Origin of the sequence: Mitsuokella multacida DSM 20544 (genome assembly GCF_000155955.1) — a bacterium.
GTDB lineage: Bacteria > Bacillota > Negativicutes > Selenomonadales > Selenomonadaceae > Mitsuokella > Mitsuokella multacida.
The window spans coordinates 735,843-755,748 of record NZ_GG697141.2 but is presented as its reverse complement, the minus strand read 5'-3'; the positions used below and the strand labels follow the sequence as shown (position 1 = coordinate 755,748).

Sequence of the window (19,906 nt, the reverse complement as noted above, 5' to 3'; positions counted from 1 at the left end):
GGCCAAAACATCCAGAGAGGATGGACGCTGTTATGCATACTATGCACAAAAGACAGGACTCCGAGGAATATCGATAAAATCCATAACAAATAATGCGTGTCATCTGTTTTTACGATGACACGCATCTTTTTTATGCGCTACACAAAAACGATTCCACCCCCTATAATCAATAACTGTCATATATTTCGTTTATTCTTTGTGAGAAAGGTCGTTGATTTTATTTATGTCTTCCAAACCACGGTTATGGACAAAAGGATTCATTCTTGACACACTCGTTAATTTCCTGATTTATATCATCTACTATATGCTGATGGTCATCATCGCATCGGAGGCTATCCACTCGCTGCATGCCTCGATGAGTGAGGCTGGCCTCGCTTCCGGTATCTTCATCCTCGGCACGCTCGTCGCCCGCCTGTTCGCTGGCCGCTCGGTCGAGCTCTACGGCCGCAGAAAGATGCTGTTCGCCGGTATCCTCTTCTATCTCGCGACGACGTTCATGTACTTCGGCATCCACTCGATGGCCATGCTCTACCTCGTCCGCTGCCTCAACGGTATCGGCTACGGCATCGCCTCGACGGCGACGAGCACGATCGTCTCGACGATGATCCCGGCAGAGCGCCGCGGTGAGGGCATCAACTACTATGCCCTCTCGATGAGCCTCGCTGCCGCGATCGGCCCCTTCATCGGCATGCTCATGCAGCAAATCTTCCCGTTCAAGGATATCATTTACTTCTGCATCGCGATGATCGTCGTCTGCCTCGGTGCTGCGGCTGTCATGCATGTTGAGGAGATGGAACTCACGGAGGAGCACCGCGCTGCCCTCAAGGAGATCCACATCGCCAACTTCCTCGAGCCGAAAGTCACGGCCATCTCGATCGTTGCCTTCTGCGTCGCCGTCTGCTACTCGAGTGTCCTGAGCTTCCTCGCATCGTATGCGGCTGAGCTCCAGCTCATGACGGCCGGCACGCTGTTCTTCGTCGTCTACGCACTCGCCGTCACGATTGCCCGCCCGGTTGCTGGCGTCATGTTCGACCGCAAGGGTGAGGACTTCGTCATGTATCCGACGTACGCTTGCCTCGCCATCGGCCTCGTGCTGCTCTCCATCACGACGCAGAGCTGGTTGATGCTCGTCGCTGGTGTCTTCGTCGGCCTCGGCTACGGCACGTTCATGTCGAACGGCCAGGCCATCTGCGTCAAGCTCGTCAAGGAAGTCCGCATCGGCGTCGCCGTCTCGACGTACTTCATCGCGCTCGACCTCGGCCTCGGCGTCGGTCCGTACATGCTCGGCGCCTTCAAGGAGTCGCTCGGCTTCCAGGGCATCTACTTCGCTGTCGGCCTCGGCGCCATCGGCTGTGCCGCTCTCTACTACCTGCTCTACGCACGCCGCCGCGATGCACGCGCAGCAGCTGCCGAGGGCGAGATGACGGAAGAAGAGCTCGAGGCAGAGCTCGAAGAAGCTTGATTTTCCCCACCATCTCACAATACAAGATATCCTAGTGTTTTGGATTGCTCTTCCCCTGCAATCTAAGATATAAACCCCATAAAAATACCGACCGTATTGAGTCCCCCTCCATGCGGCCGGTATTTTTTATTTATATGTTATTGTAGAGAAATGCGATCAGCTCGGGTCCTGTGCGAGAATGGGGGCGAGCTTTGCCTCGTCGGGCGTGATGTAGAGCGTCTTCTGGTTTGTGAAGATGACGAAGCCGGGCTTGCTGCCGGACGGTTTCTTGACGTAGCGGATCTCCGTGTAGTCGACGGGGATCTTCGACGAGCCGCGGGCTTTGCTGAAGTGGGCGGCGAGGCTTGCGGCGATCAGGATGTCCTCCTCGCTCGGCTCTGTGCCGCCATTCTGCAGCACGACGTGGGAGCCCGGGATGTCCTTCGTGTGGAACCACGTGTCGTTGTAGCGCGCCGTCTTGAACGTCAGCTTGTCGTTCTGGTAGTTGTTCTTGCCGACGAGAATGTCCGTGCCGTCCGGCGCGCGGAAGTGGAAGGGGCGGGCGGGCTTGTCGTTGTTCTTCTTCTTGGGCTTCTCGCGCAGATAGCCCGCAGCGATGAGCTCGTTGTGGATCTCGGCAATCTCTGCGAGGCTCGAGGAGGCGAGCAGGGATGCCTCGATGCTCTCGAGGTAGGCGATGTTCGCCTCGCACTCGCGGCGCTGGACCTGCAGGAGTTCCTGCGCGCGCTTGAGCTTGTCGTACTTCTTGTAGCAGGCCTGCATGTTCTCGACGAGCGTCAGGCGCTGGTCGAGCGGGATCGTGATTGTCTCGCCTGTCTCGCTGTAGATGTTCGGCACGGTCACGCTCGCGTCCTCGCGGTCCTTGAACTGGTACTGGTACGTCATGAGGTTGTCGCCGCGCACCTTGAACTCCTCGGCGTTCTCGGCTGCCGCGATTTCCTCGTCGAGCTTCGTCAGCTTGTTCTCCGCGCGGTTCTTCTCGTTCTTGACGAGCTTGCGGAAGCGGTCCTTGTCGGGCAGCACGTAGGAGCCGAGCAGGCTGTCGGCCTTTTCGAGCATCGCGCTGATGGTCGGGAAGGTCAGCACGGCCGCCTCAGGCAGGTAGTGGAGCGGGAAGGCGGCCATGGCGAGCACCTTCTGGTTCTCGCCGAGCAGCAGTACAGCCTTGTCCTCCGGCGCGGATGCATCGCCTGCGTGCAGGGCCGACTCGCGGATCTCTTGGAGTGCATTTTCGACGGCCTTGAAGTCGGCCTCGTCGAGCGCTTCGATGCGCATGGAGGGTGCGAGGCCCGCCGAGAAGCAGACTTCCTTTGCCGAGACCGGACCGAAGCCCATGCAGGCGGCCAGCAGTGCCTTGTCGAGGCGCAACGCAGGGTCTTTGCGTACGATGGCCATGATAGCGGCGCTATCGTCGGTGAAGAGGTCCTTCTTCTCCTGCCCGGGCGGCAGCTCGTAGGTCTGTCCCGGCAGGACGGTGCGCACGCGGCTGCTGTTTGCGCCGATCTTGCGCAGCGCGTCGATGATGATGCCGTCCTGCACGAGGATGATGTTGCTGTACTTGCCCATGAGCTCGAGCACGAGCGTCTTCGTCACGATGCGGCCGCCCGCGGCCAGCGAGTCGATGTCGATGAGCAGCAGGCGGTCGAGGCCGTGCTGGCGGACCTGCGCGATGCGGCCCGTCTCGATCTGCTTGCGCAGGACCATGCAGAAGACGGGCGGCTCAGGCGGGTTCTCGAGGTTCTTCTCGAGCAGGTGGGCCGACGGGTTCTGCGAGTTGATGGAGATGTGCAGCAGGAAATTCTGCCCGGGCTGGCGCACGGACAGGATGATGGATTGCTTATTTGGCTGGGTGATCTTGTCGATGCGGCCGCCCGCGAGTGCTGTATGGAGCTCGCGCGTCAGCGGGTGCATCGAGAAGCCGTCAAGACTCATATGGATTCCTCATTCCTTCTATATATAATAGGTACAGAAAATATTGTACCATCTGCCGCGAAGGAACTCAAGTAGACACAAGCACAGATGTACGGAAAGGGGTTGCAAGGCGGCCCTAAAACCAGTACAATAAAGAGATAGAGAAAAAGGAGGAATTCCTCATGAGATTTTCAAAATGGCAGGGCTGCGGCAATGATTTTGTCTTAGTCGACTGCTTCAAGGAAAACGTAAGCGACTTCGCCGCGTTTGCGAAGAAGGTCTGCGACCGCCACTACGGCATCGGCGGCGACGGCGTGCTCTACGTGCTGCCGTCCGACAAGGCGGATTTTCGCATGCGCATCTTCAATACGGACGGCAGTGAGGCGGAGATGTGTGGTAACGGCATCCGCTGCTTCGCGCGCTATCTCCACGACTTCGGCCTGACCGAGAAAGAGGAGTTCACGGTCGAGACGGGCGCGGGCATCCTCGTGCCGCGCCTGCAGATTGAGGCGGGCAAGGTCACGGGCGTGCGCGTCGACATGGGCGAGCCGGTGCTCGAGGGCGAGAAGATCCCCGTCACGGGCTTCGGCATGAACCGCGTCATCGAGGAGGACATCGAGGTCAAGGGCAAGACCTACAAGATGACCTGCGTCTCGATGGGCAACCCGCACTGCGTCATCTTCGTCGAGGATGCAGAGGCATTCCCAATCTACGAGCTCGGCGCTTCGTTTGAGTCGCATCCGGCCTTCCCGCGCAAGACGAACACGGAATTCGTCGAGGTCCGCGACCGCCAGCACGTGCGCATGCGCGTCTGGGAGCGCGGCGCTGCCGTGACGCTCGCCTGCGGCACGGGCTCGTGCGCGACGGGCGTCGCCGGTGTGCTGACGGGCCGCACGGACCGCAAGGTCGAGGTCGAGCTCGACGGCGGCAAGCTCACGGTCGAGTGGGACGAGGCGACGAACCACGTCTTCATGACGGGCCCGGCAGAGCTCGTCTTCACGGGCGAGATCGATGGTTGATGGGGGCGGCACTATGATCAGGAGCATGACAGGCTTCGGCACGGCCACCGTCGAGAATGAGGACTACAAGGTCTCAGTCGAACTGAAGGCCGTCAACCAGCGCTTCCTCGAGCTGGCCTTCCATATGCCGCATCCGCTCGCGCCGTTCGAGGACAGTCTGCGGCGCCTCGTGCGTCAGACGGCCTCGCGCGGCAAGGTCGACCTCTTCATCAATTACCTCGACAAGCGCGAGCGCGCAGCATCCATCCGCGTTGACAAGCAGCTCGCGGCCTCATACCACGCGGCGCTCGACGAGCTCAGCGACTACCTGCACCTCGCGCGTCCCGACGACGTCATGCAGGTCGCGGCGTACCCCGACGTCCTGCAGGTCGAGAAGGATGAAGAGCTCGAGGGCTTCGAGCCCCTGCTGCTCGAGGCGGCGGGCAAGGCGATCAAGGGCTTTGACGCGATGCGTCAGGCCGAGGGCGCGAACATCGCGCAGGACTTCTACCGGCGCATCGAATCGCTCGAGGCGTCCGTCGAGAAACTCAAGGCACTGGCCCCGGTCATCGTGCAGGCCTACCGCGCGCGCCTCGAGAAGACCCTGCAGGAGCTCCTCGCGGAGCAGGAGATCGACGAGACGCGCATCATCCAAGAGACGGCGCTCTATGCCGACAAGGTCAACTACACGGAGGAGGTTGTGCGGCTCGGCAGCCATTTCCAGCAGTTCCGCGCAATCCTCGAGTCGGCGGACGGCCCGATTGGCCGCAAGCTCGACTTCCTGATCCAGGAGATGAACCGCGAGACGAACACGATTGCCTCGAAGGCGAACTCCGCCGAGGCCGCGCAGCTCGTCGTCGACATGAAGAGCGAGATCGAGAAGCTGCGCGAGCAGGTCCAGAACATCGAGTGAGGGCATGGCAGGTACGGCATTACAGCATGAAGGAGCATAGCAAATGGATATCAGCTTAATCAACATCGGCTTTGGCAACATCATATCGGCAAACCGCATCGTCGCGATCGTGAGCCCGGAGTCGGCGCCCATCAAGCGCATCATCCAGGAGGCGCGCGACAATGAGCGCCTGATTGATGCGACGTACGGTCGCCGCACGCGCTCTGTCGTCGTCATGGACAGCGACCACGTCGTGCTGTCCTCCGTGCAGCCGGAGACCATCACGCACCGCATCCTCGTCGAGGATGACCCGCGCGAGATTGCAAAAGCCAATAAAGCAGAAACGAATAAAGGAAAAGATGAGGTAGAATGAGCAAAGGGTTATTGATTGTCATTTCGGGGCCTTCGGGAACGGGCAAGGGCACGGTCTGTGCCGAGCTCCTCTCGCAGACGCCAGAGCTCGCCTACTCGATCTCGGCGACGACGCGCCAGCCGCGCGACGGCGAGGTCGACGGCAAGAACTACTACTTCCTGACGAAGGAAGCGTTCGAGAAGATGATCGGGGAGGGCGGCTTCCTCGAGTACGCCAACGTTTACGGCAACTACTACGGCACGCCACTCGGCAAAATCGAGGAGCGCCGCGAGGCTGGCCAGGACATCCTCTTGGAAATCGATACGCAAGGCGCGCTCAACGTCATGAAGCGCTGCCCGGACGGGCTCTTCATCTTCCTGCTGCCGCCGTCCCTGCCGGAGCTCGAGCGCCGCATCCGCGGCCGCGGCACGGAGACGGAGGAGTCGCTGGCGCGCCGCCTCGGCTCCGCCAAGAAGGAGATCGAGATAGGCCGCAGCTACACGTTTGTCGTCATCAACGACACCGTGCGCCAGGCCGTGAAGCGCATCAAGGCCATCATGGTCGCCGAGCACTGCCGCCGTGATAAAGAAGAATTGATTGATGAGGTGTTGGAATAATGAAAACGAATACAGTTGAGATGAGCATGGTCAATCCGTCCACGGATGAACTGATGAAGAAAGTCGACAGCCGCTACGGCCTCGTCGTGCTCGCCGCTAAGCGCGCACGCCAGCTCTTAGACGGCGCAGAGCTCAAGGCGACGAAAGCGCATTCGACGAAGAACGTGACGAACGCACTCGAGGAGATCGCCGAGGGCAAGATCACGTACGAGCTCGATATCGACCAGTAAAAAACGCTTGAGGAGATAGCAGAGGAGGCAGATGCAGTCGATGGAACAGCAGAACACAACTGCCCTTGCGGGCAAGAAGATCGTGCTCGGCGTGACGGGCGGCATCGCCGCCTACAAGGCCGTCGAGATCACGAGCCGTCTGAAGAAGGCTGGCGCCGAGGTCCACGTCATCATGACGCGCGGCGCGGAGAACTTCGTCACGGAGCTGACGTTCCGCGAGATCAGCAGTCAGCCGGTGACGACCGACATGTGGGCCAAGGTGCCTCACTACCATGTCGAGCACATCGCGCTTGCCACACTTGCCGACGCCGTGCTGATCGCGCCGGCGACGGCCAACGTCATCGCCAAGGCCGCGGCGGGCATCGCCGACGACATGCTGACGACGACTCTGCTCGCGACAAAGGCACCTGTGTTCGTCGCCCCCGCGATGAACACGAACATGTACGAAGCCCCCGTGACGCAGCGCAACCTGCGCGACCTCGCCGCAAGGGGCTGGCACATCATCGAGCCCGCGAGCGGCATGCTCGCCTGCGGCGTAGAGGGCAAAGGCCGCCTGCCCGAGCCCACCGCCATCGTGCAGGAGCTCACGGCGTTCTTCGCCAAGGGGCGGGCGCTCGCTGGTCGCAAGGTCCTCGTGACCGCCGGCGGCACGATTGAGCCGCTCGACCCCGTGCGCTACCTCGGCAACCGCTCGACGGGTCGCATGGGCTACGCCATCGCGCAGCAGGCCGCGAGCCGCGGCGCCGAAGTCGTACTCGTTTCGGGGCCAAGCGCTCTGCCCGTGCCCGAAGGCGTGCGCATCGTGCGCGTCGAGACGGCGCGGCAGATGCGCGAAGCCGTGCTCAAGGAGTACGAGACGACGGACGTCGTCATCAAGGCGGCCGCCGTCGCCGACTACCGGCCCAAGGTCGTCGCCGCGGACAAGATCAAGAAGCAGGAAGGGGAGTTCACGCTCGTGCTCGAGCGCAACCCCGACATCCTCTACGAGCTCGGCCAGAAGAAAGAACACCAGGTCCTCGTCGGCTTTGCCGCCGAGACCCAGCACGTCGAGGACTACGCCAAGGGAAAGCTCCAGAAGAAAAACCTCGACTTCATCGTCGCCAACGACGTCTCCGCAAAGGACGCGGGCTTCGGCACCGAGACCAACCGCGTCAAGATCTTCGCACGCGACGGCCGCATGTGGGAGTACCCGCTCATGAGCAAGAGCGAGATTGGCGGGATCATACTCGACCATGTGCAGGAGAAGTTGGGGTGACGATGCTGCAATAGATGCTGGCTTTTTGTTGACATCGGGGCGGGGCGGGGACGTATATTCCGGCTTCGGAAGCTCCGCTGAATGGGGCCTATGCTTGGTGTCCCTTCTATGCTGGTTCGCCGCCTGCCGCGGCGTTCTGACATTCTGACATAGTGAACAGACGCAGCAGATACGCAGGCCCCAGCCCTGCGGGCAGTCGCTCCGCTTCCTGCAGGCGGAATACACGCCCCCGCCCTGAGCTGCTTTTGCAAAGGGCCATCGAGGGAGGTTTGGCAAGGGGGCGGTGAAACATATTTCGGCTTCGGCGGCTCCGTGAATGTGCCCCATGCTGCGCTTCGGACAGAGGCCGCTTCGCCGCCTGCCGCGTCGTTTTGACATCGCGAAGCGAAGGAGTCTATGGGTGGGGCACACCCTTTGGGCAAGCACTGCGCCGCCTGCAGGCGAAATATATTCCCCCACCCCTAGGCAGTACCTTTTTCCTGCTACTTTGTACCTCGTATGCGACGCTCGCTTGCGATGGCCAACCTGGGTGGTGCGAACTACATTTCCTCCCTTCAGGCAGTCTTCTTTTTGTTGCTCTGTACCTCGTATGCGATACTCGCTTACGATAGCCTAACTAGGAGGGGTGGAGACTATTTCGCTTGCAGGAACGGAGTGACCGCCCGCAGGGCTGCCCCGCAGACGGGCTTGGCTTTGTCTGCGATGTAAAGGCGTCGCTGTATGCGGCGCAGTTTCTTAGTATCAGAGATACATCTTGCGGGGCATTTAACGGAGTGACGAAACCGAAATAGTCTCCACCCCGACCTGCTACGATGTAAAACAAAAAAGGCTGCCGCTTTTACGCGACAGCTCTTTTTATAGAGTCTGCTCTCTCTTATTTCTTTGCCTTTGCGTTCTTCGCATTTTCCTGCGGTGCGAACGGCGTCAGGGCGAAGTAGTCGAGCTCGCCTTTGCTGTTGAAGATGAACTCGCAGCGGACGACTTTTGCCTTGTCGAAGCTCATGAGGTAGATGACCTGGTCCGTCTTGTCGAAGCGCGTCCACGAGACGAAGCGGCTTTCTTTGAGCGTGCCGAGCTCTTTGCTCATGCGCTCCTGGGCTTTCTGCATCTCGGATGCCTTGACGTTCTTCTTGGCGTCAGCGCTCATGATGTTGAGTGCTGCAGCGGAGTCCTTCTTGACGAGCATGGAGTCGATCCACTGGTTCGACAGCGCCTCTTCGTTTGCGAATGCCGTGGCATTGGCAGACGGAGCGGCCATTGCCGTTGCCGGCAGGATCAGCAGGCAGAGCATCATGGCAAGTAAATAGATTTTTTTCATAAAAACACCTCCTGACAGCCATTGTACCGCATTTGCATCTTTCGTGTAAAGCGGTTCTTGCGAATGCTGGAGAATATCTGCATTTGGTCAGGGGCGCGTATTACATTGTGTTTTGTATCAATACGATAGTTCAGGATATGGAGGTTAAGGTTTTGCTTGAACAGTTTTCGTTCATGATGGGCGGCCCGCTGACGTCGGGCTGCTGGAGGATTGAGGTGGCCGTGCGCGAGCGCAAGGTCTATGTCGGGGCGGTGCAGGCGGCTTCTCTGGAGGAATTGCCGGAGGCCATCGCAGAGGAGGCGCTTGTCGAGCTGCCGAGCGGCCGCCGCTGGCTGCGCAAGCTTGACAAGCTCGCGATCGCGCAGCGCTGGCGCTCGCGCTTCGTCGCGGAGACGCCGCTCGCGGCCGACACGAAGTGGCAGCTCCTCTACAAGGAGCAGGGGAAGAATGCGCGCCACATCACGGGCCTCGGGGCGTTCCCCGAGAACTGGGCGTCGTTTCTCGACTGCCTCAATGAGCTGCCGGACGTCGCCATCCGTCAGGAGAACCACCTCGAGCACATCCGCTTCCTGCTCATCGAGAAGGTGCCCGTCATCACGGGGCGCAAGAAGACCATCGTCGAGCTGCGCGAGAAGCTCGTCATCGACCGTCGCAAGCGCATGATCCTCTACAACCGCCACAAGGAGGACTTCGGCACAGAGCGCCATGCTTACGAGCTGCCAAAGGCCGTGAGTCAGCTGCTCGACGCGCTCGACAAGCCCGAGCCGTTCGAGCAGCGCCTGCACGTGCGCTGCATCGACGGCTCGGACACGGGCGCGCGGCTCGTTATGCGCTGGCAGCGCCACGACCGCCTCGAGGCCGGCCTGACCTGCCACTACGATGCGCAGGATATGCCGCTCGACTGGCCGCTCTTTCTGCGCATGCTGCACGAGGCCATGGGCGGCATCCGCGGCCGCTTCTTCGCGCTCGACCGCTTCCCGTTGGCCGATGCCACCACGTCCGTCCGCCAGCCCTGAAGCTTTGATGTAGCAGATGAATTGACAGGTCGGAGAATCCTGCTATACTAAATAAAGATTAAAGATTGAACGCAGTATGCGAGAGAAGGGGTATCCTATGCAGATTTCTAGTCGGTTCACCATCGCGGTCCACATCTTTGCCTGCATCGAGGCATTCGGGGACCAGCACAAGCTCACGAGCGACTTCCTCGCGGGCAGTGTCAATGTCAACCCCGTCATCATCCGCAAGACGATGTCCCAGCTCCAGAAAGCCGGGCTCATCAAGGTCGCACGCGGCACGGGCGGCATCAAGATCACGCGCCCGCTCGATGAGATCACGCTCTTTGACGTCTTCCAGGCGGTCGAGGCGCTTGACCACAAGCAGCTCTTCCACTTCCACGATAACCCGAATCCGTCTTGCCCAGTCGGCCGCAACATCCACAATATCCTCGACGGCCACCTGCACGATGCGCAGCGCGCGCTCGAGCAGGAGCTCGCGAAGACGACGCTGGCGGACATCCAGAAGGAGACGACGGACTGCCTGCAGTACGACGCTGCAGCAAGTGAAGAGAGATGATGGGGGAGCGAAATGAATAAGATCCTTGCCCTCGCGCAGCAGCACGAGCGCGCACTGGCACTCGTTGCCGTCATCGTGCTCGTCTTGCTCGGCAATGGCCAGCTGGCCATCACAGACCCTGTCGAGTCGAATTACGCCCTGACGGCCAAGGAGATGCTGGCCTCTGGCGACTTCACCTCGCCGCGCATCTACGGCAATTACTGGTACGACAAGCCGATTTTCTTTTACTGGGAGCTCATCGCGGCGTTCCAGCTCTTCGGCACGAGCGAATTCGCCGCGCGCTTTTTCCCCGCGGTATTCTCCGTGCTCAATGTGCTCGAGACGTACTACTTCGCGCGCAAGCTCTACGACAGGAGCACGGCGCTCGTCTCGGCCATCCTCTTCGGCTCGACGATTGCCTTCTTCTATCTCTCGAAGGCCGTCATCACGGACATGACCTTCGTCTTCTTCTTCAACGCCGTGCTGATTGCGTTCTACCTCGCGTACCGCAGCGGCAGGCGCTGGCTCTATGTCCTGGCTTTCTTCTTTTCGGGGCTGACCGTCCTGACGAAGGGGCCGATCGGCTTCTTGCTGCCGGGCTTCATCCTGCTCGTCTTCCTCTGCGTGAGGCGGCGAGCAAAGGAGCTCCTGCACATGATGTGGCTGCCCGGCATGGCCGTCTTCCTTGTCGTCGGCGGCTCGTGGTACTACGTCATGTACACGCTGCACGGCATGGACTTCATCGACACGTTCTTCGGCGTGCACAACTTCCTGCGCGCGCGCGTGGCTGAGCATGCGCGCGACGACGTCTGGTACTACTATACATTGATCTTCCTCGTGGGCTTCGCTCCGTGGTCGTTCATCGTGCTCTACCAGATCAAGAAACGCTGGGCGGAGCTCAAGGCGCGCGTGCGCGAGCGGCGCTTCAGCGACGCGGCGATCTTCCTCTTTGTCTGGGCCGTTCTCGTCAACCTGTTCTTCCAGTGCATGGCGACGAAGTACGTCACCTACACGCAGCCGGCCTTCCTGCCGATGGCCATTCTCGCGGGCCGTTTCCTGCTGCCGAAGATGCGCCTTGTCAAGCGGGTTGCCGCCTGCTTCTACATCCTCTACGCCGTGCTGATCTTCTCGGCCGCTATCCCGCTCTGCGACCAGCAGTCGGGGCGCTCGACGGCCGCCGCATTAAGAAATCTTAATCCAGATGGTGCCCTCGTCGTTAACTACGGCGATCATAATAATGACCGTATCCACTACAGGACCTCGACGGTGTTCTACTACGGGGCGAACATCCCCGAGCTCATCGGGCGCAGGGAACTCGATGACGTCCAGCCGGGTGGCATGAACTGGAACGCGAAGAACGTCATGCCGTTCCTAGCCTATGAGGACATGCCGGCGGAGACGCCAATCTTCATCATCTGCGAGACGGAGCGGCTGCCGTTCCTGCGCGGCCGCCTCGCGGACAGCGCCCTCGAGAAGGTCTATGAGACACACGACACGACCATCGTCAAGGCCATCATGCCGCAGCGCCGCATTAGTGATACAGCGGACGGCGCGGATGGTGAAGCATCGAAATGATGTCGAAATGATAGAGAAGGGAAGCCTTGTTCATGAAGAAAAAGAGACTGTCCATCGTCGTACCCGTCTACAACGAAGAGGATAATCTGCAGCACTTTTACGAAGCCGTCCGCCAGACGATGGCCGGTCTTGAACTCGATTGGGAGATCATCTTTGTCGACGATGGTTCGCGCGACAAGAGCCGCGCCATCCTCGCACGGCTTGAGCGCGAGGATGCGCGCGTCCAGCCGATGCTGCTCGCGCGCAACTACGGCCACCAGCTCGCGCTGACCTGCGGCCTCGACCATGCGGACGGCGATGTCGTCATCACGATGGACGGCGACATGCAGCACCCGCCCGAGCTCATCCCGGCGCTCCTGAAGTACTGGCACGAGGGCTACGATGTCGTGCAGACGATCCGCGATGCGACGCGCGACGCCTCGTGGCTCAAGCGCACGACATCTGGAGGCTACTACAAGTTCCTCAACCTCATCTCGGAGGTGCCCGTGCAGCCGGGCGGCTCAGACTTCCGCCTGATGGACCGCAAGGCTGTGCTGGCCTTCCGCCGCTACCGCGAGCATGCGCGCTTCATCCGCGGGCTCATCGGCGCGATGGGCTTCCGCCAGAAGCAGCTGCACTTCACGGCGCCGCCGCGCTTCGCGGGCAGCTCGAAATTCTCGCCGCGCAAGATGTGGCGGCTTGCCGTCGATGGCGTCTTCACGTGCTCGACCTTCCCGTTGCGCCTCGGCCTCTACTTCGGCATGGCGAGCCTCTTTGCGAGCGGCTGCGTCTTCCTGCACGTGCTCTACGAGACGTTCGTCAGCGAGGACACGACGGCCGGCTGGCCGACAATCATGGCCTGCCTCTTGTTCTTTGGCGGCATGCAGCTCTTGATCCTCGGCATCATCGGCGAGTATCTCGGCCGCACCTACGAGGAGACGAAGCGCCGCCCGCTCTATCTCTTAGAGCGCGGCAAGCCCGAAGACCTCGCGCACGGTCTCGACGATACGGTGGCCGCCGAGGCCATCGCCATGGCCAACGACAGCGCCGAAGAGCCGGAGGCTGCCCATGAGAGTTGACTGGCAGACGGTCAAGCATCATTTCTTCACGCGCGCCTTCCTGCTCTTCCTCGTCGTCGGCACGATCAACACCTTCCTCTGCAGTTTCCTCGCGACGGTCATCGAGCCGCTCGTCGGCAATGCCAACCTCGCGTTCAACATCGGCTATCTCTTGAGCAATGGTAATGCGTATCTCCTCAACAGTCTCTTTGTCTTCCCGACGCGCATGACGCTCACGCGCTACGTGAAGTTCTTCCTCTCGTACGTGCCGAACTACATCATCCAGAACGCGATCGTCTTCGTCGCTTACAACCTGCTCGGCCTGCCGTCCATCGCGAGCTATCTGCTCGCTGCTATCCTCGGCGTGCCGATCACTTTTCTCTGCGTCAAGATCTTTGCCTTTGGCCGCCATTGAATAGGGAATATGGAATGGCGGATAGCGTGTGATATTTATCACATAGATGTGAGATTTGCTGTTGACGGCCGGCATTTATCCATGCTATCCTCAATAGCATATTCAGTAACTGACCAGCGAATGGAGGTTCCTGTACACTTTGGAGTCATTGTACTTCGAAGCGCGCGGAGCCTCCGTTTTTATTTTGGAAAAGCAAGAGCTTCAGATAGGAGAGATAGTATGACGTTTGCCAATCGCAATGAGCAGTGGAAGCACGATAAGGACGGGCTCGAGATCATCAAGGAGATCCCGGCCCTTGCGGATAAGGCCTTCAAGGACATCGACCCGGGCGATGTCGAGCGCCTCAAGTGGGCGGGCATCTATGCACAGCGGCCACGCGACGGCCACTTCCTCGTGCGCGTCAAGCTGCCGTCGGGCCAGCTGACCGCGGAGCAGGCCGAGGTGCTTGCAGCGCTCGCCGCGGAGTACGGCAAGGGTGAGCTCCAGATCACGATCCGCCAAGCCGTGCAGATCCATAACATCACGCTGCGCGATGCCTGTGACATCCTGCCGCGCCTGAGCGCTGTGGGCCTTAGCTCCGTCGAGGCCTGCGGCGACGTGCCGCGCACGATCCTCGGCAACCCGCTGGCCGGCGTCGATGCGGAGGAGCTCCTCGACACGCGCCCGATCGTCGAAGAGGTCTTCCAGTTCTTCCTCGGCAACCGCGCCTTTTCGAACCTGCCGCGCAAGTTCAAGATCTCCATCTCGGCGAACCCGCACGATGCCGGCTTCGCGCGCATCAACGACATTGCCTTCGTGCCGGCCAAGCGCGAGGGGGAGGTGGGCTTCGTCGCCTACGTCGGCGGCGGCCTCTCGGCCGAGCCGTACCTCGCCGAGCGCCTGCCGTTCTTTATCCGCCCCGCGGAGGTCAAGGCTGTAGCGATTGCCGTCGCGACGATCTTTCGCGACGCGGGCTACCGCGAGAAGCGCAACCACTGCCGCCTCAAGTACCTCGTCGCGGACCTCGGCATCGAATCGGTTGCCGAGAAGGTCGAGGCGCAGACGGGCGCGCTGTTGCGCGGCGGCGAGGAAGTCACGGCGCCGTGGAACTACGGCCGCTTCTACGGTGTCCACGCGCAGAAGCAGGCAGGCCTAAGCTATGTCGGCATCCATGTGACGAACGGCCATATCGCCGCCGAAGCTCTCAAGGTATTTGCTGCGCTTGCCAAGCGCTATGGTCAGGGACGCCTGCGCACGACGAATTCGCAGAACCTCATCTTGCTCGACATCCCTGAGAGCGCGGTCGAAGCGCTGCTGCAGGAAGAGATCTTCCGCACTTATCCGATAAAGCCGGGCTTCTTCACGGGCTATGCTTCCTCGTGCACAGGCAACGCCTACTGCAACTTCGCGCCGATCGAGACGAAGCACCGCCTGCACGCGCTGACGGCAGCGCTCGATGCGGCCTTCCCGGAAGTTGGCCAGCCGCTGCGCGTCAATCTCACGGGCTGCTTCCACGCCTGCGCGCAGCCGCAGGTCGCCGACATCGGCCTGACGGGCGGCCGCGCGCGCGTCGGCAAGGAGACCGTTCCCGCCTACACGGTCATGGTCGGCGGGCATCTCGGCAAAGATGCGGCGTTTGCCACGCCGCTCGAGGGCCGCGTGGCCGACGTCAACCTCGAAGCTCTGCTCAAAGCGCTTGTCCAGCAGTACCTCGACTTGCGCGAGGCGGATGAGCCGTTTTATGCGACCGTCGCGCGCACGGGCCGCGACGCATGGCAGTCGGTCGTCGACCAATACGCAGTCGGCAATAACGGTTGACAATGTTACAGAGTCCGACTATAATAAGAACTGCAATTGCATAACTGGGGAGCTTGTGGCCGACGGCACAGCAGGCTGAGAGGGGACTCGTGGTCCCGACCCGTGAACCTGATTTGGATAATGCCAACGTAGGGAGCAGCGCTTCGCCACAGAGCGGGCGCGAGATGAATGAATGAGCGAAGGAAGACCAATCAGGTCTTCCTTCTTTTTTATTTGCATAACGAGGTGAGTCTATGGTCACGATCAATGGAGAAGCACAGGCAAGAGACGGCATGATGCTCTTGGACTTACTGAAAGAAGCCGACTACGACAGCCGGGCGGTCGCCGTCGAGTACAACGGCGCCATCCTCGAGAAGGCGGCGTACGAGACGACCGTGCTGCAGGACGGCGACGTCGTCGAAATCGTCTGCTTTATGGGCGGCGGCGCCTGACCCCTGCATGGTGTCGGAAACGAGAGCAATCGAGAGCTAGAGAAAGAAGAGAATCAAATGACAGAATCGACGAAATCAACAAAATCCATTGAAGAGAGAATGGCAGAGGACAGCTTCACGCTCGGCGGCCACAAGTTCCACTCGCGCTTCATCCTGGGCTCGGGCAAGTACTCGCTCGAACTCATCGATGCGGCCGTGCGCTATGCCGAGGCGGAGCTCGTCACGGTGGCCGTGCGCCGCGCGAACACGAAGGAGAAGGAGAACATCCTCGACTACGTGCCGAAGACCGTCACCCTGCTGCCCAATACCTCCGGCGCCCGCACGGCAGAGGAGGCTGTGCGCATCGCGCACCTCGCCAAGGCGCTCGGCTGCGGCGACTTCGTCAAGATCGAGATCATGCGCGACTCGAAGTACCTGCTGCCCGACAACAACGAGACGATCCGCGCGACGGAGATTCTCGCCAAGGAAGGCTTCGTCGTTCTGCCGTACATGTACCCGGACCTCTATGCCGCCCGCGCGCTCGTTGACGCCGGTGCAGCTGCCGTCATGCCGCTCGCCGCGCCGATTGGCTCGAATAAGGGACTCGCTACGAAGGAATTCTTGCAGATCCTCATCGATGAGATCGACTTGCCGATCATCGTCGACGCCGGCATCGGCAAGCCGTCGGAGGCCTGCGCGGCGATGGAGATGGGCGCCGCGGCCATCATGGCCAACACGGCCCTCGCGACGGCCGGCGACGTGCCGCTCATGGCCTCGGCCTTCCGCGACGCGATACGCGCCGGCCGCAAGGCATACCTCTCCGGCCTTGGCCGCGTGCTGCGGCGCGGTGCTGCCGCTTCCGACCCGCTGACGGGCTTCCTGCATGACTGAGTATGACGCAGTGGCAGAGAACAAGAAAGGAAGCGCATTGTGATGCCTAATCAGAAAAATAATTTCTTCATCGACTCGGATAAGCTCAGCGAGGCGGCACTCGCCAAGAAGCACCGGCTTGAGACGGACCCCTCGAGCCGCACGGACCCGATGGCCTACTGGCCCGACATGGAGCAGATCGACCCGACCGTGCGCGAGACGGTCATCGCGGCCATGAACGATTACGACCCGAGTGCCTACACCATCCTCGACGCCAAGCGCGCGCTCGACCATGAGACCTGCACCATTGAGGACTTCAAGGCGCTGCTCTCGCCGGCCACCCTGCCGCTTCTCGAGCAGATGGCCGAGCGCGCGAGCCGCGAGACGAGCTGCCACTTCGGCAACACGGTCTACCTCTTCACGCCGCTCTACATCGCCAACTATTGCGAGAACTACTGCGTCTACTGCGGCTTCAACTGCTACAACGACATCCACCGGCTGCAGCTCAGCAAGGAGGAGATCGAGCACGAGATGCAGGTCATCGCCCAGAGCGGCATGGAGGAGATTCTCATGCTGACGGGCGAGAGCAAGGAGAAGAGCAGCGTCGCCTACATTGGCGAGGCCTGCAAGCTCGCGCGCAAGTACTTCCGCAACGTCGGCCTCGAGGTCTATCCGATGAATGTCGCCGACTACCGCTACCTGCACGAGTGCGGCGCCGACTACGTCACCGTCTTCCAGGAGACGTACGACGTCAAGAAGTACGAGACGCTGCACCTCATGGGCCACAAGCGTGTCTGGCCCTACCGCTTCGAGGCGCAGGAGCGCGCTCTGATGGGCGGCATGCGCGGCGTCGGCTTCTCAGCGCTCCTCGGCCTCGCCGACTTCCGCAAGGACGCCCTCGCGACGGCGCTGCACGTCTATTACCTGCAGCGCAAGTACCCGCAGGCCGAGTTCTCGCTCTCGTGCCCGCGCCTGCGCCCGATCATCAACAACGAGAAGATCAACCCGCAGGACGTCGGCGAGCGCCAGCTCTGCCAGATCCTCTGCGCTTACCGCATCTTCCTGCCGTACGTCGGCATCACCGTCTCCTCGCGCGAGAGCGCGGCCTTCCGCAACGGCATCGTGAAGATCGCCGCGACGAAGATCTCCGCCGGCGTCTCGACGGGCATCGGCGACCACGAAGAGAAATACACGGGGAAGGGAGAGGGCGAGACCGGCGACGCGCAGTTCGAGATCTGCGACAACCGTAGCCTGCGCCGCATGTACGCAGACATGGCCGGCGAGGGGTTACAGCCCGTGCTCAATGATTATGTCTATCTCTAAGAAATTTCCTCCTGCAAAGCAGGAGAAGCAGTCCGAGACACTCAACCGGCTGATTTGCGTGACAAACCGCCATCTCTTTGATGATATCGAGGATGCGGGCGGCCAGCCGTCTTTCTTAGCACGCCTCGAGCGGATTGCCGCCGCGCATCCCGCGGCCATCGTCCTGCGCGAGAAGGACATGGAGGAGGGGGCCTACGAGGCGCTCGCAAGAGAGGTGCAGGCCATCTGCCTGCGTCATCAGGTGCCCTTTATCGCGCATACCTTTGTAGGAGCGGCCGCGCATCTCGGCGCTGATGGGCTTCATCTGCCGCTGCCGCTCCTGCGCAGACTGCGCGAGAGCAGGGCGGTCCTGCCTGCACATCTCGGCACCTCGTGCCACTCACTCGAAGACGTGCGCGAGGCGGAGCGGCTCGGCTGCTCATATCTCATCGCGGGCCACATCTACGCGACCTCGTGCAAGCCGGGGCTGCCGCCGCGCGGCCTCGCTTTCCTGCGCGAAGTCACGGCGGCCACGGAGCTTCCCGTCTACGCAATCGGCGGCATCACGCCCGCGCGCCTCAGAGAGGTCCTCGCGGCCGGTGCCGCGGGAGGTTGCGCGATGAGCTCCCTGATGCAGGGGAATCTCTGGCTGACGAAAATACCCGAAAATAATCGGTGACTTTTTTCACAGCATGTTGACTTTTTGCACGAGTGGCAGTATAATAGCCATAAATTGTTAAACATATTTATGAACTATGTATTAACAGGCATAAGCGAGTCATTCGTCAACGAAAGCTCATGATACGTCCTGTGGCGGGAGTCTGTCTGCTCCCAGGCCAAGGGGATTTTATCATGGGCTTTTTGCATTATGGAGGGATATTCATGAATCTGACAGTAAACGGCAAGGCACTCAGCATCGACAAGAGCATCAACCTTAAGGAACTGCTCACCGTCGCCAAGGCGGAGCAGCCCGACTACGTGACCGTCGAGCTCAACGGTGAGTTCGTCGACCACTCGGGCTTCGAGACGACGTTCGTCAAAGACGGCGACAAAGTGGAATTCCTCTACTTCATGGGAGGCGGTGCAAGATGAGCGCTCTGACGAACGAACAGATTGAACGCTATTCCCGCCACATCATCCTCGACAAAGTCGGCGGCAAGGGGCAGGAGAAGCTGCTCGGCGGCAAAGTACTCGTCATCGGCACGGGCGGCCTCGGCGCACCGGCTGCGATGTACCTCGCAGCCGCCGGCGTCGGCACGATCGGCCTCGTCGACTTCGACGTCGTCGACCTCTCGAACCTGCAGCGCCAGATCATCCACCAGATGAAGGACGTCGGCAAGGCCAAGGTGCAGTCGGGCCAGGAGACCATCGCGGCGATGAACCCCGACATCGAGGTCCACACCTACAACGAGATGGTGACCTCGAAGAACATCCGCGACATCATCCGCGACCAGGACTACGACTTCATCATCGACGGCACCGACAACTTCCCCGCGAAGTTCCTGATCAACGACGCCTGCGTCTTCGAGAAGAAGGCCTTCTCCCATGCGGGCATCATCCGCTTCCAGGGCCAGCTCATGACGTACGTGCCGGGTGAAGGTCCTTGCTACCGCTGCGTCTTCCCGACGATGCCGCCGAAAGATGCCGTGCCGACCTGCCGCCAGGCCGGCGTGCTCGGTGTCATGGGCGGCGTCATCGGCACCCTGCAGGCGACCGAGGCTCTCAAGTATATCCTCGGCATCGGCGACCTGCTGACGGGGTACCTGCTGACCTACGACGCTCTGACGATGACCTTCCGCAAGATCAAGATTCCGCGCAACCCGAACTGCAGCATCTGCAGCGACCACCCGACTATCACCGAGCTCATCGACTACGAGCAGCCGGCCTGCGACCTGCGCCATCACTGAGGGAGGG

At 60.9% G+C, this 19,906-nt stretch carries 21 protein-coding genes and 1 riboswitch; of the genes, 19 read left to right on the top strand and 2 right to left on the bottom strand.

Annotated features, from left to right (window positions below):
• Positions 1-223: 223 nt before the first annotated feature.
• Complete coding sequence (locus MITSMUL_RS03540) at positions 224-1,462, top strand: MFS transporter (RefSeq protein WP_005840031.1); 1,239 nt, start codon at positions 224-226, stop codon at positions 1,460-1,462.
• A gap of 156 nt (positions 1,463-1,618) precedes the next feature.
• On the opposite strand, the gene MITSMUL_RS03535 is transcribed toward MITSMUL_RS03540, so the two are convergent.
• Entirely contained in the window at positions 1,619-3,394 is a 1,776-nt protein-coding gene (locus MITSMUL_RS03535; RefSeq protein ID WP_005840030.1) for an Rqc2 family fibronectin-binding protein, read from the bottom strand.
• A gap of 161 nt (positions 3,395-3,555) precedes the next feature.
• Here MITSMUL_RS03535 and dapF point away from each other — a divergent pair, with 161 nt between their 5' ends.
• Genes dapF through coaBC form a run of 6 tightly spaced genes read left to right on the top strand, consistent with a single transcriptional unit; the run spans position 3,556 to position 7,717 of the window.
• Complete coding sequence (gene dapF / locus MITSMUL_RS03530) at positions 3,556-4,392, top strand: diaminopimelate epimerase (RefSeq protein WP_005840029.1); 837 nt, start codon at positions 3,556-3,558, stop codon at positions 4,390-4,392.
• Between the two features lie 13 nt (positions 4,393-4,405).
• Positions 4,406-5,284 carry a YicC/YloC family endoribonuclease gene (locus MITSMUL_RS03525; protein ID WP_040635408.1) on the top strand — a complete coding sequence of 293 codons (879 nt, stop codon included), beginning with the start codon at positions 4,406-4,408 and terminating at the stop codon, positions 5,282-5,284.
• 43 nt (positions 5,285-5,327) lie between these two features.
• Positions 5,328-5,636 (top strand): extracellular matrix/biofilm regulator RemA, encoded by a 309-nt coding sequence (remA, locus tag MITSMUL_RS03520; protein ID WP_005840027.1) that lies wholly within the window; start codon positions 5,328-5,330, stop codon positions 5,634-5,636.
• Positions 5,633-6,232 carry a guanylate kinase gene (gene gmk / locus MITSMUL_RS03515; protein WP_005840025.1) on the top strand — a complete coding sequence of 200 codons (600 nt, stop codon included), beginning with the start codon at positions 5,633-5,635 and terminating at the stop codon, positions 6,230-6,232. Before remA ends, gmk begins: the two co-directional genes overlap by 4 nt.
• Positions 6,232-6,462 carry a DNA-directed RNA polymerase subunit omega gene (gene rpoZ / locus MITSMUL_RS03510; RefSeq protein WP_005840024.1) on the top strand — a complete coding sequence of 77 codons (231 nt, stop codon included), beginning with the start codon at positions 6,232-6,234 and terminating at the stop codon, positions 6,460-6,462. Before gmk ends, rpoZ begins: the two co-directional genes overlap by 1 nt.
• 31 nt (positions 6,463-6,493) lie before the next feature.
• Positions 6,494-7,717, top strand: a complete 1,224-nt coding sequence (gene coaBC, locus MITSMUL_RS03505; RefSeq protein WP_005840022.1) for a bifunctional phosphopantothenoylcysteine decarboxylase/phosphopantothenate--cysteine ligase CoaBC — start codon at positions 6,494-6,496, stop codon at positions 7,715-7,717.
• A gap of 874 nt (positions 7,718-8,591) precedes the next feature.
• Here the strand turns inward: coaBC and MITSMUL_RS03500 are convergent.
• Entirely contained in the window at positions 8,592-9,035 is a 444-nt protein-coding gene (locus tag MITSMUL_RS03500) for a hypothetical protein (protein WP_005840018.1), read from the bottom strand.
• A gap of 152 nt (positions 9,036-9,187) precedes the next feature.
• On the opposite strand from MITSMUL_RS03500, the gene MITSMUL_RS03495 reads away from it, so the two are divergent.
• The 12 genes from MITSMUL_RS03495 (at position 9,188) to MITSMUL_RS03440 (ending at position 19,899) form a co-directional block, all read left to right on the top strand.
• Positions 9,188-10,051 (top strand): hypothetical protein, encoded by an 864-nt coding sequence (locus tag MITSMUL_RS03495; protein WP_040635404.1) that lies wholly within the window; start codon positions 9,188-9,190, stop codon positions 10,049-10,051.
• Between the two features lie 97 nt (positions 10,052-10,148).
• Positions 10,149-10,607: an Rrf2 family transcriptional regulator gene (locus tag MITSMUL_RS03490; RefSeq protein WP_040635402.1), complete on the top strand. Its 459-nt coding sequence runs from the start codon at positions 10,149-10,151 to the stop codon at positions 10,605-10,607.
• 12 nt (positions 10,608-10,619) lie between these two features.
• Positions 10,620-12,161, top strand: coding sequence for an ArnT family glycosyltransferase (locus MITSMUL_RS03485; protein ID WP_005840011.1), 1,542 nt, complete (start codon positions 10,620-10,622; stop codon positions 12,159-12,161).
• A gap of 32 nt (positions 12,162-12,193) precedes the next feature.
• Positions 12,194-13,219 (top strand): glycosyltransferase family 2 protein, encoded by a 1,026-nt coding sequence (locus MITSMUL_RS03480; RefSeq protein WP_005840009.1) that lies wholly within the window; start codon positions 12,194-12,196, stop codon positions 13,217-13,219.
• A complete protein-coding gene (locus MITSMUL_RS03475) occupies positions 13,209-13,613 on the top strand; it encodes a GtrA family protein (protein WP_005840007.1) in 405 nt (134 codons plus the stop codon). Before MITSMUL_RS03480 ends, MITSMUL_RS03475 begins: the two co-directional genes overlap by 11 nt.
• A gap of 219 nt (positions 13,614-13,832) precedes the next feature.
• On the top strand, positions 13,833-15,410 hold the full coding sequence (locus tag MITSMUL_RS03470; RefSeq protein ID WP_005840006.1) for a nitrite/sulfite reductase: 1,578 nt from the start codon (positions 13,833-13,835) through the stop codon (positions 15,408-15,410).
• 35 nt (positions 15,411-15,445) lie between these two features.
• Positions 15,446-15,562, top strand: a riboswitch (TPP riboswitch).
• Between the two features lie 81 nt (positions 15,563-15,643).
• On the top strand, positions 15,644-15,841 hold the full coding sequence (gene thiS, locus MITSMUL_RS03465; RefSeq protein ID WP_005840004.1) for a sulfur carrier protein ThiS: 198 nt from the start codon (positions 15,644-15,646) through the stop codon (positions 15,839-15,841).
• A 99-nt stretch (positions 15,842-15,940) separates the two neighbouring features.
• Complete coding sequence (locus MITSMUL_RS03460) at positions 15,941-16,711, top strand: thiazole synthase (RefSeq protein ID WP_005840002.1); 771 nt, start codon at positions 15,941-15,943, stop codon at positions 16,709-16,711.
• Positions 16,712-16,753: 42 nt separating this feature from the next.
• The gene (gene thiH, locus MITSMUL_RS03455) at positions 16,754-18,013 is read left to right on the top strand and encodes a 2-iminoacetate synthase ThiH (protein ID WP_005840000.1); all 1,260 of its coding nucleotides are present in this window, start codon (positions 16,754-16,756) and stop codon (positions 18,011-18,013) included.
• Positions 18,000-18,671, top strand: coding sequence for a thiamine phosphate synthase (locus MITSMUL_RS03450; protein WP_005839998.1), 672 nt, complete (start codon positions 18,000-18,002; stop codon positions 18,669-18,671). Before thiH ends, MITSMUL_RS03450 begins: the two co-directional genes overlap by 14 nt.
• Before the next feature lie 203 nt (positions 18,672-18,874).
• Complete coding sequence (thiS, locus tag MITSMUL_RS03445) at positions 18,875-19,084, top strand: sulfur carrier protein ThiS (RefSeq protein ID WP_040635400.1); 210 nt, start codon at positions 18,875-18,877, stop codon at positions 19,082-19,084.
• Positions 19,081-19,899: a HesA/MoeB/ThiF family protein gene (locus MITSMUL_RS03440; RefSeq protein WP_005839995.1), complete on the top strand. Its 819-nt coding sequence runs from the start codon at positions 19,081-19,083 to the stop codon at positions 19,897-19,899. Before thiS (MITSMUL_RS03445) ends, MITSMUL_RS03440 begins: the two co-directional genes overlap by 4 nt.
• Positions 19,900-19,906 lie beyond the last annotated feature (7 nt).

Coding starts and splice junctions, on each gene's coding strand:
- MITSMUL_RS03490 (WP_040635402.1), top strand. CDS start 10,149: ATGCAGATTTCTAGTCGGTTCACCATCGCGGTCCACATCTTTGCCTGC.
- coaBC (WP_005840022.1), top strand. CDS start 6,494: ATGCAGTCGATGGAACAGCAGAACACAACTGCCCTTGCGGGCAAGAAG.
- MITSMUL_RS03480 (WP_005840009.1), top strand. CDS start 12,194: ATGAAGAAAAAGAGACTGTCCATCGTCGTACCCGTCTACAACGAAGAG.
- gmk (WP_005840025.1), top strand. CDS start 5,633: ATGAGCAAAGGGTTATTGATTGTCATTTCGGGGCCTTCGGGAACGGGC.
- MITSMUL_RS03460 (WP_005840002.1), top strand. CDS start 15,941: ATGGCAGAGGACAGCTTCACGCTCGGCGGCCACAAGTTCCACTCGCGC.
- MITSMUL_RS03525 (WP_040635408.1), top strand. CDS start 4,406: ATGATCAGGAGCATGACAGGCTTCGGCACGGCCACCGTCGAGAATGAG.
- MITSMUL_RS03535 (WP_005840030.1), bottom strand. CDS start 3,394: ATGAGTCTTGACGGCTTCTCGATGCACCCGCTGACGCGCGAGCTCCAT.
- thiH (WP_005840000.1), top strand. CDS start 16,754: ATGCCTAATCAGAAAAATAATTTCTTCATCGACTCGGATAAGCTCAGC.
- remA (WP_005840027.1), top strand. CDS start 5,328: ATGGATATCAGCTTAATCAACATCGGCTTTGGCAACATCATATCGGCA.
- MITSMUL_RS03500 (WP_005840018.1), bottom strand. CDS start 9,035: ATGAAAAAAATCTATTTACTTGCCATGATGCTCTGCCTGCTGATCCTG.
- thiS (WP_005840004.1), top strand. CDS start 15,644: ATGGTCACGATCAATGGAGAAGCACAGGCAAGAGACGGCATGATGCTC.
- rpoZ (WP_005840024.1), top strand. CDS start 6,232: ATGAAAACGAATACAGTTGAGATGAGCATGGTCAATCCGTCCACGGAT.
- MITSMUL_RS03475 (WP_005840007.1), top strand. CDS start 13,209: ATGAGAGTTGACTGGCAGACGGTCAAGCATCATTTCTTCACGCGCGCC.
- MITSMUL_RS03450 (WP_005839998.1), top strand. CDS start 18,000: ATGTCTATCTCTAAGAAATTTCCTCCTGCAAAGCAGGAGAAGCAGTCC.
- dapF (WP_005840029.1), top strand. CDS start 3,556: ATGAGATTTTCAAAATGGCAGGGCTGCGGCAATGATTTTGTCTTAGTC.
- MITSMUL_RS03540 (WP_005840031.1), top strand. CDS start 224: ATGTCTTCCAAACCACGGTTATGGACAAAAGGATTCATTCTTGACACA.
- thiS (WP_040635400.1), top strand. CDS start 18,875: ATGAATCTGACAGTAAACGGCAAGGCACTCAGCATCGACAAGAGCATC.
- MITSMUL_RS03440 (WP_005839995.1), top strand. CDS start 19,081: ATGAGCGCTCTGACGAACGAACAGATTGAACGCTATTCCCGCCACATC.
- MITSMUL_RS03470 (WP_005840006.1), top strand. CDS start 13,833: ATGACGTTTGCCAATCGCAATGAGCAGTGGAAGCACGATAAGGACGGG.
- MITSMUL_RS03485 (WP_005840011.1), top strand. CDS start 10,620: ATGAATAAGATCCTTGCCCTCGCGCAGCAGCACGAGCGCGCACTGGCA.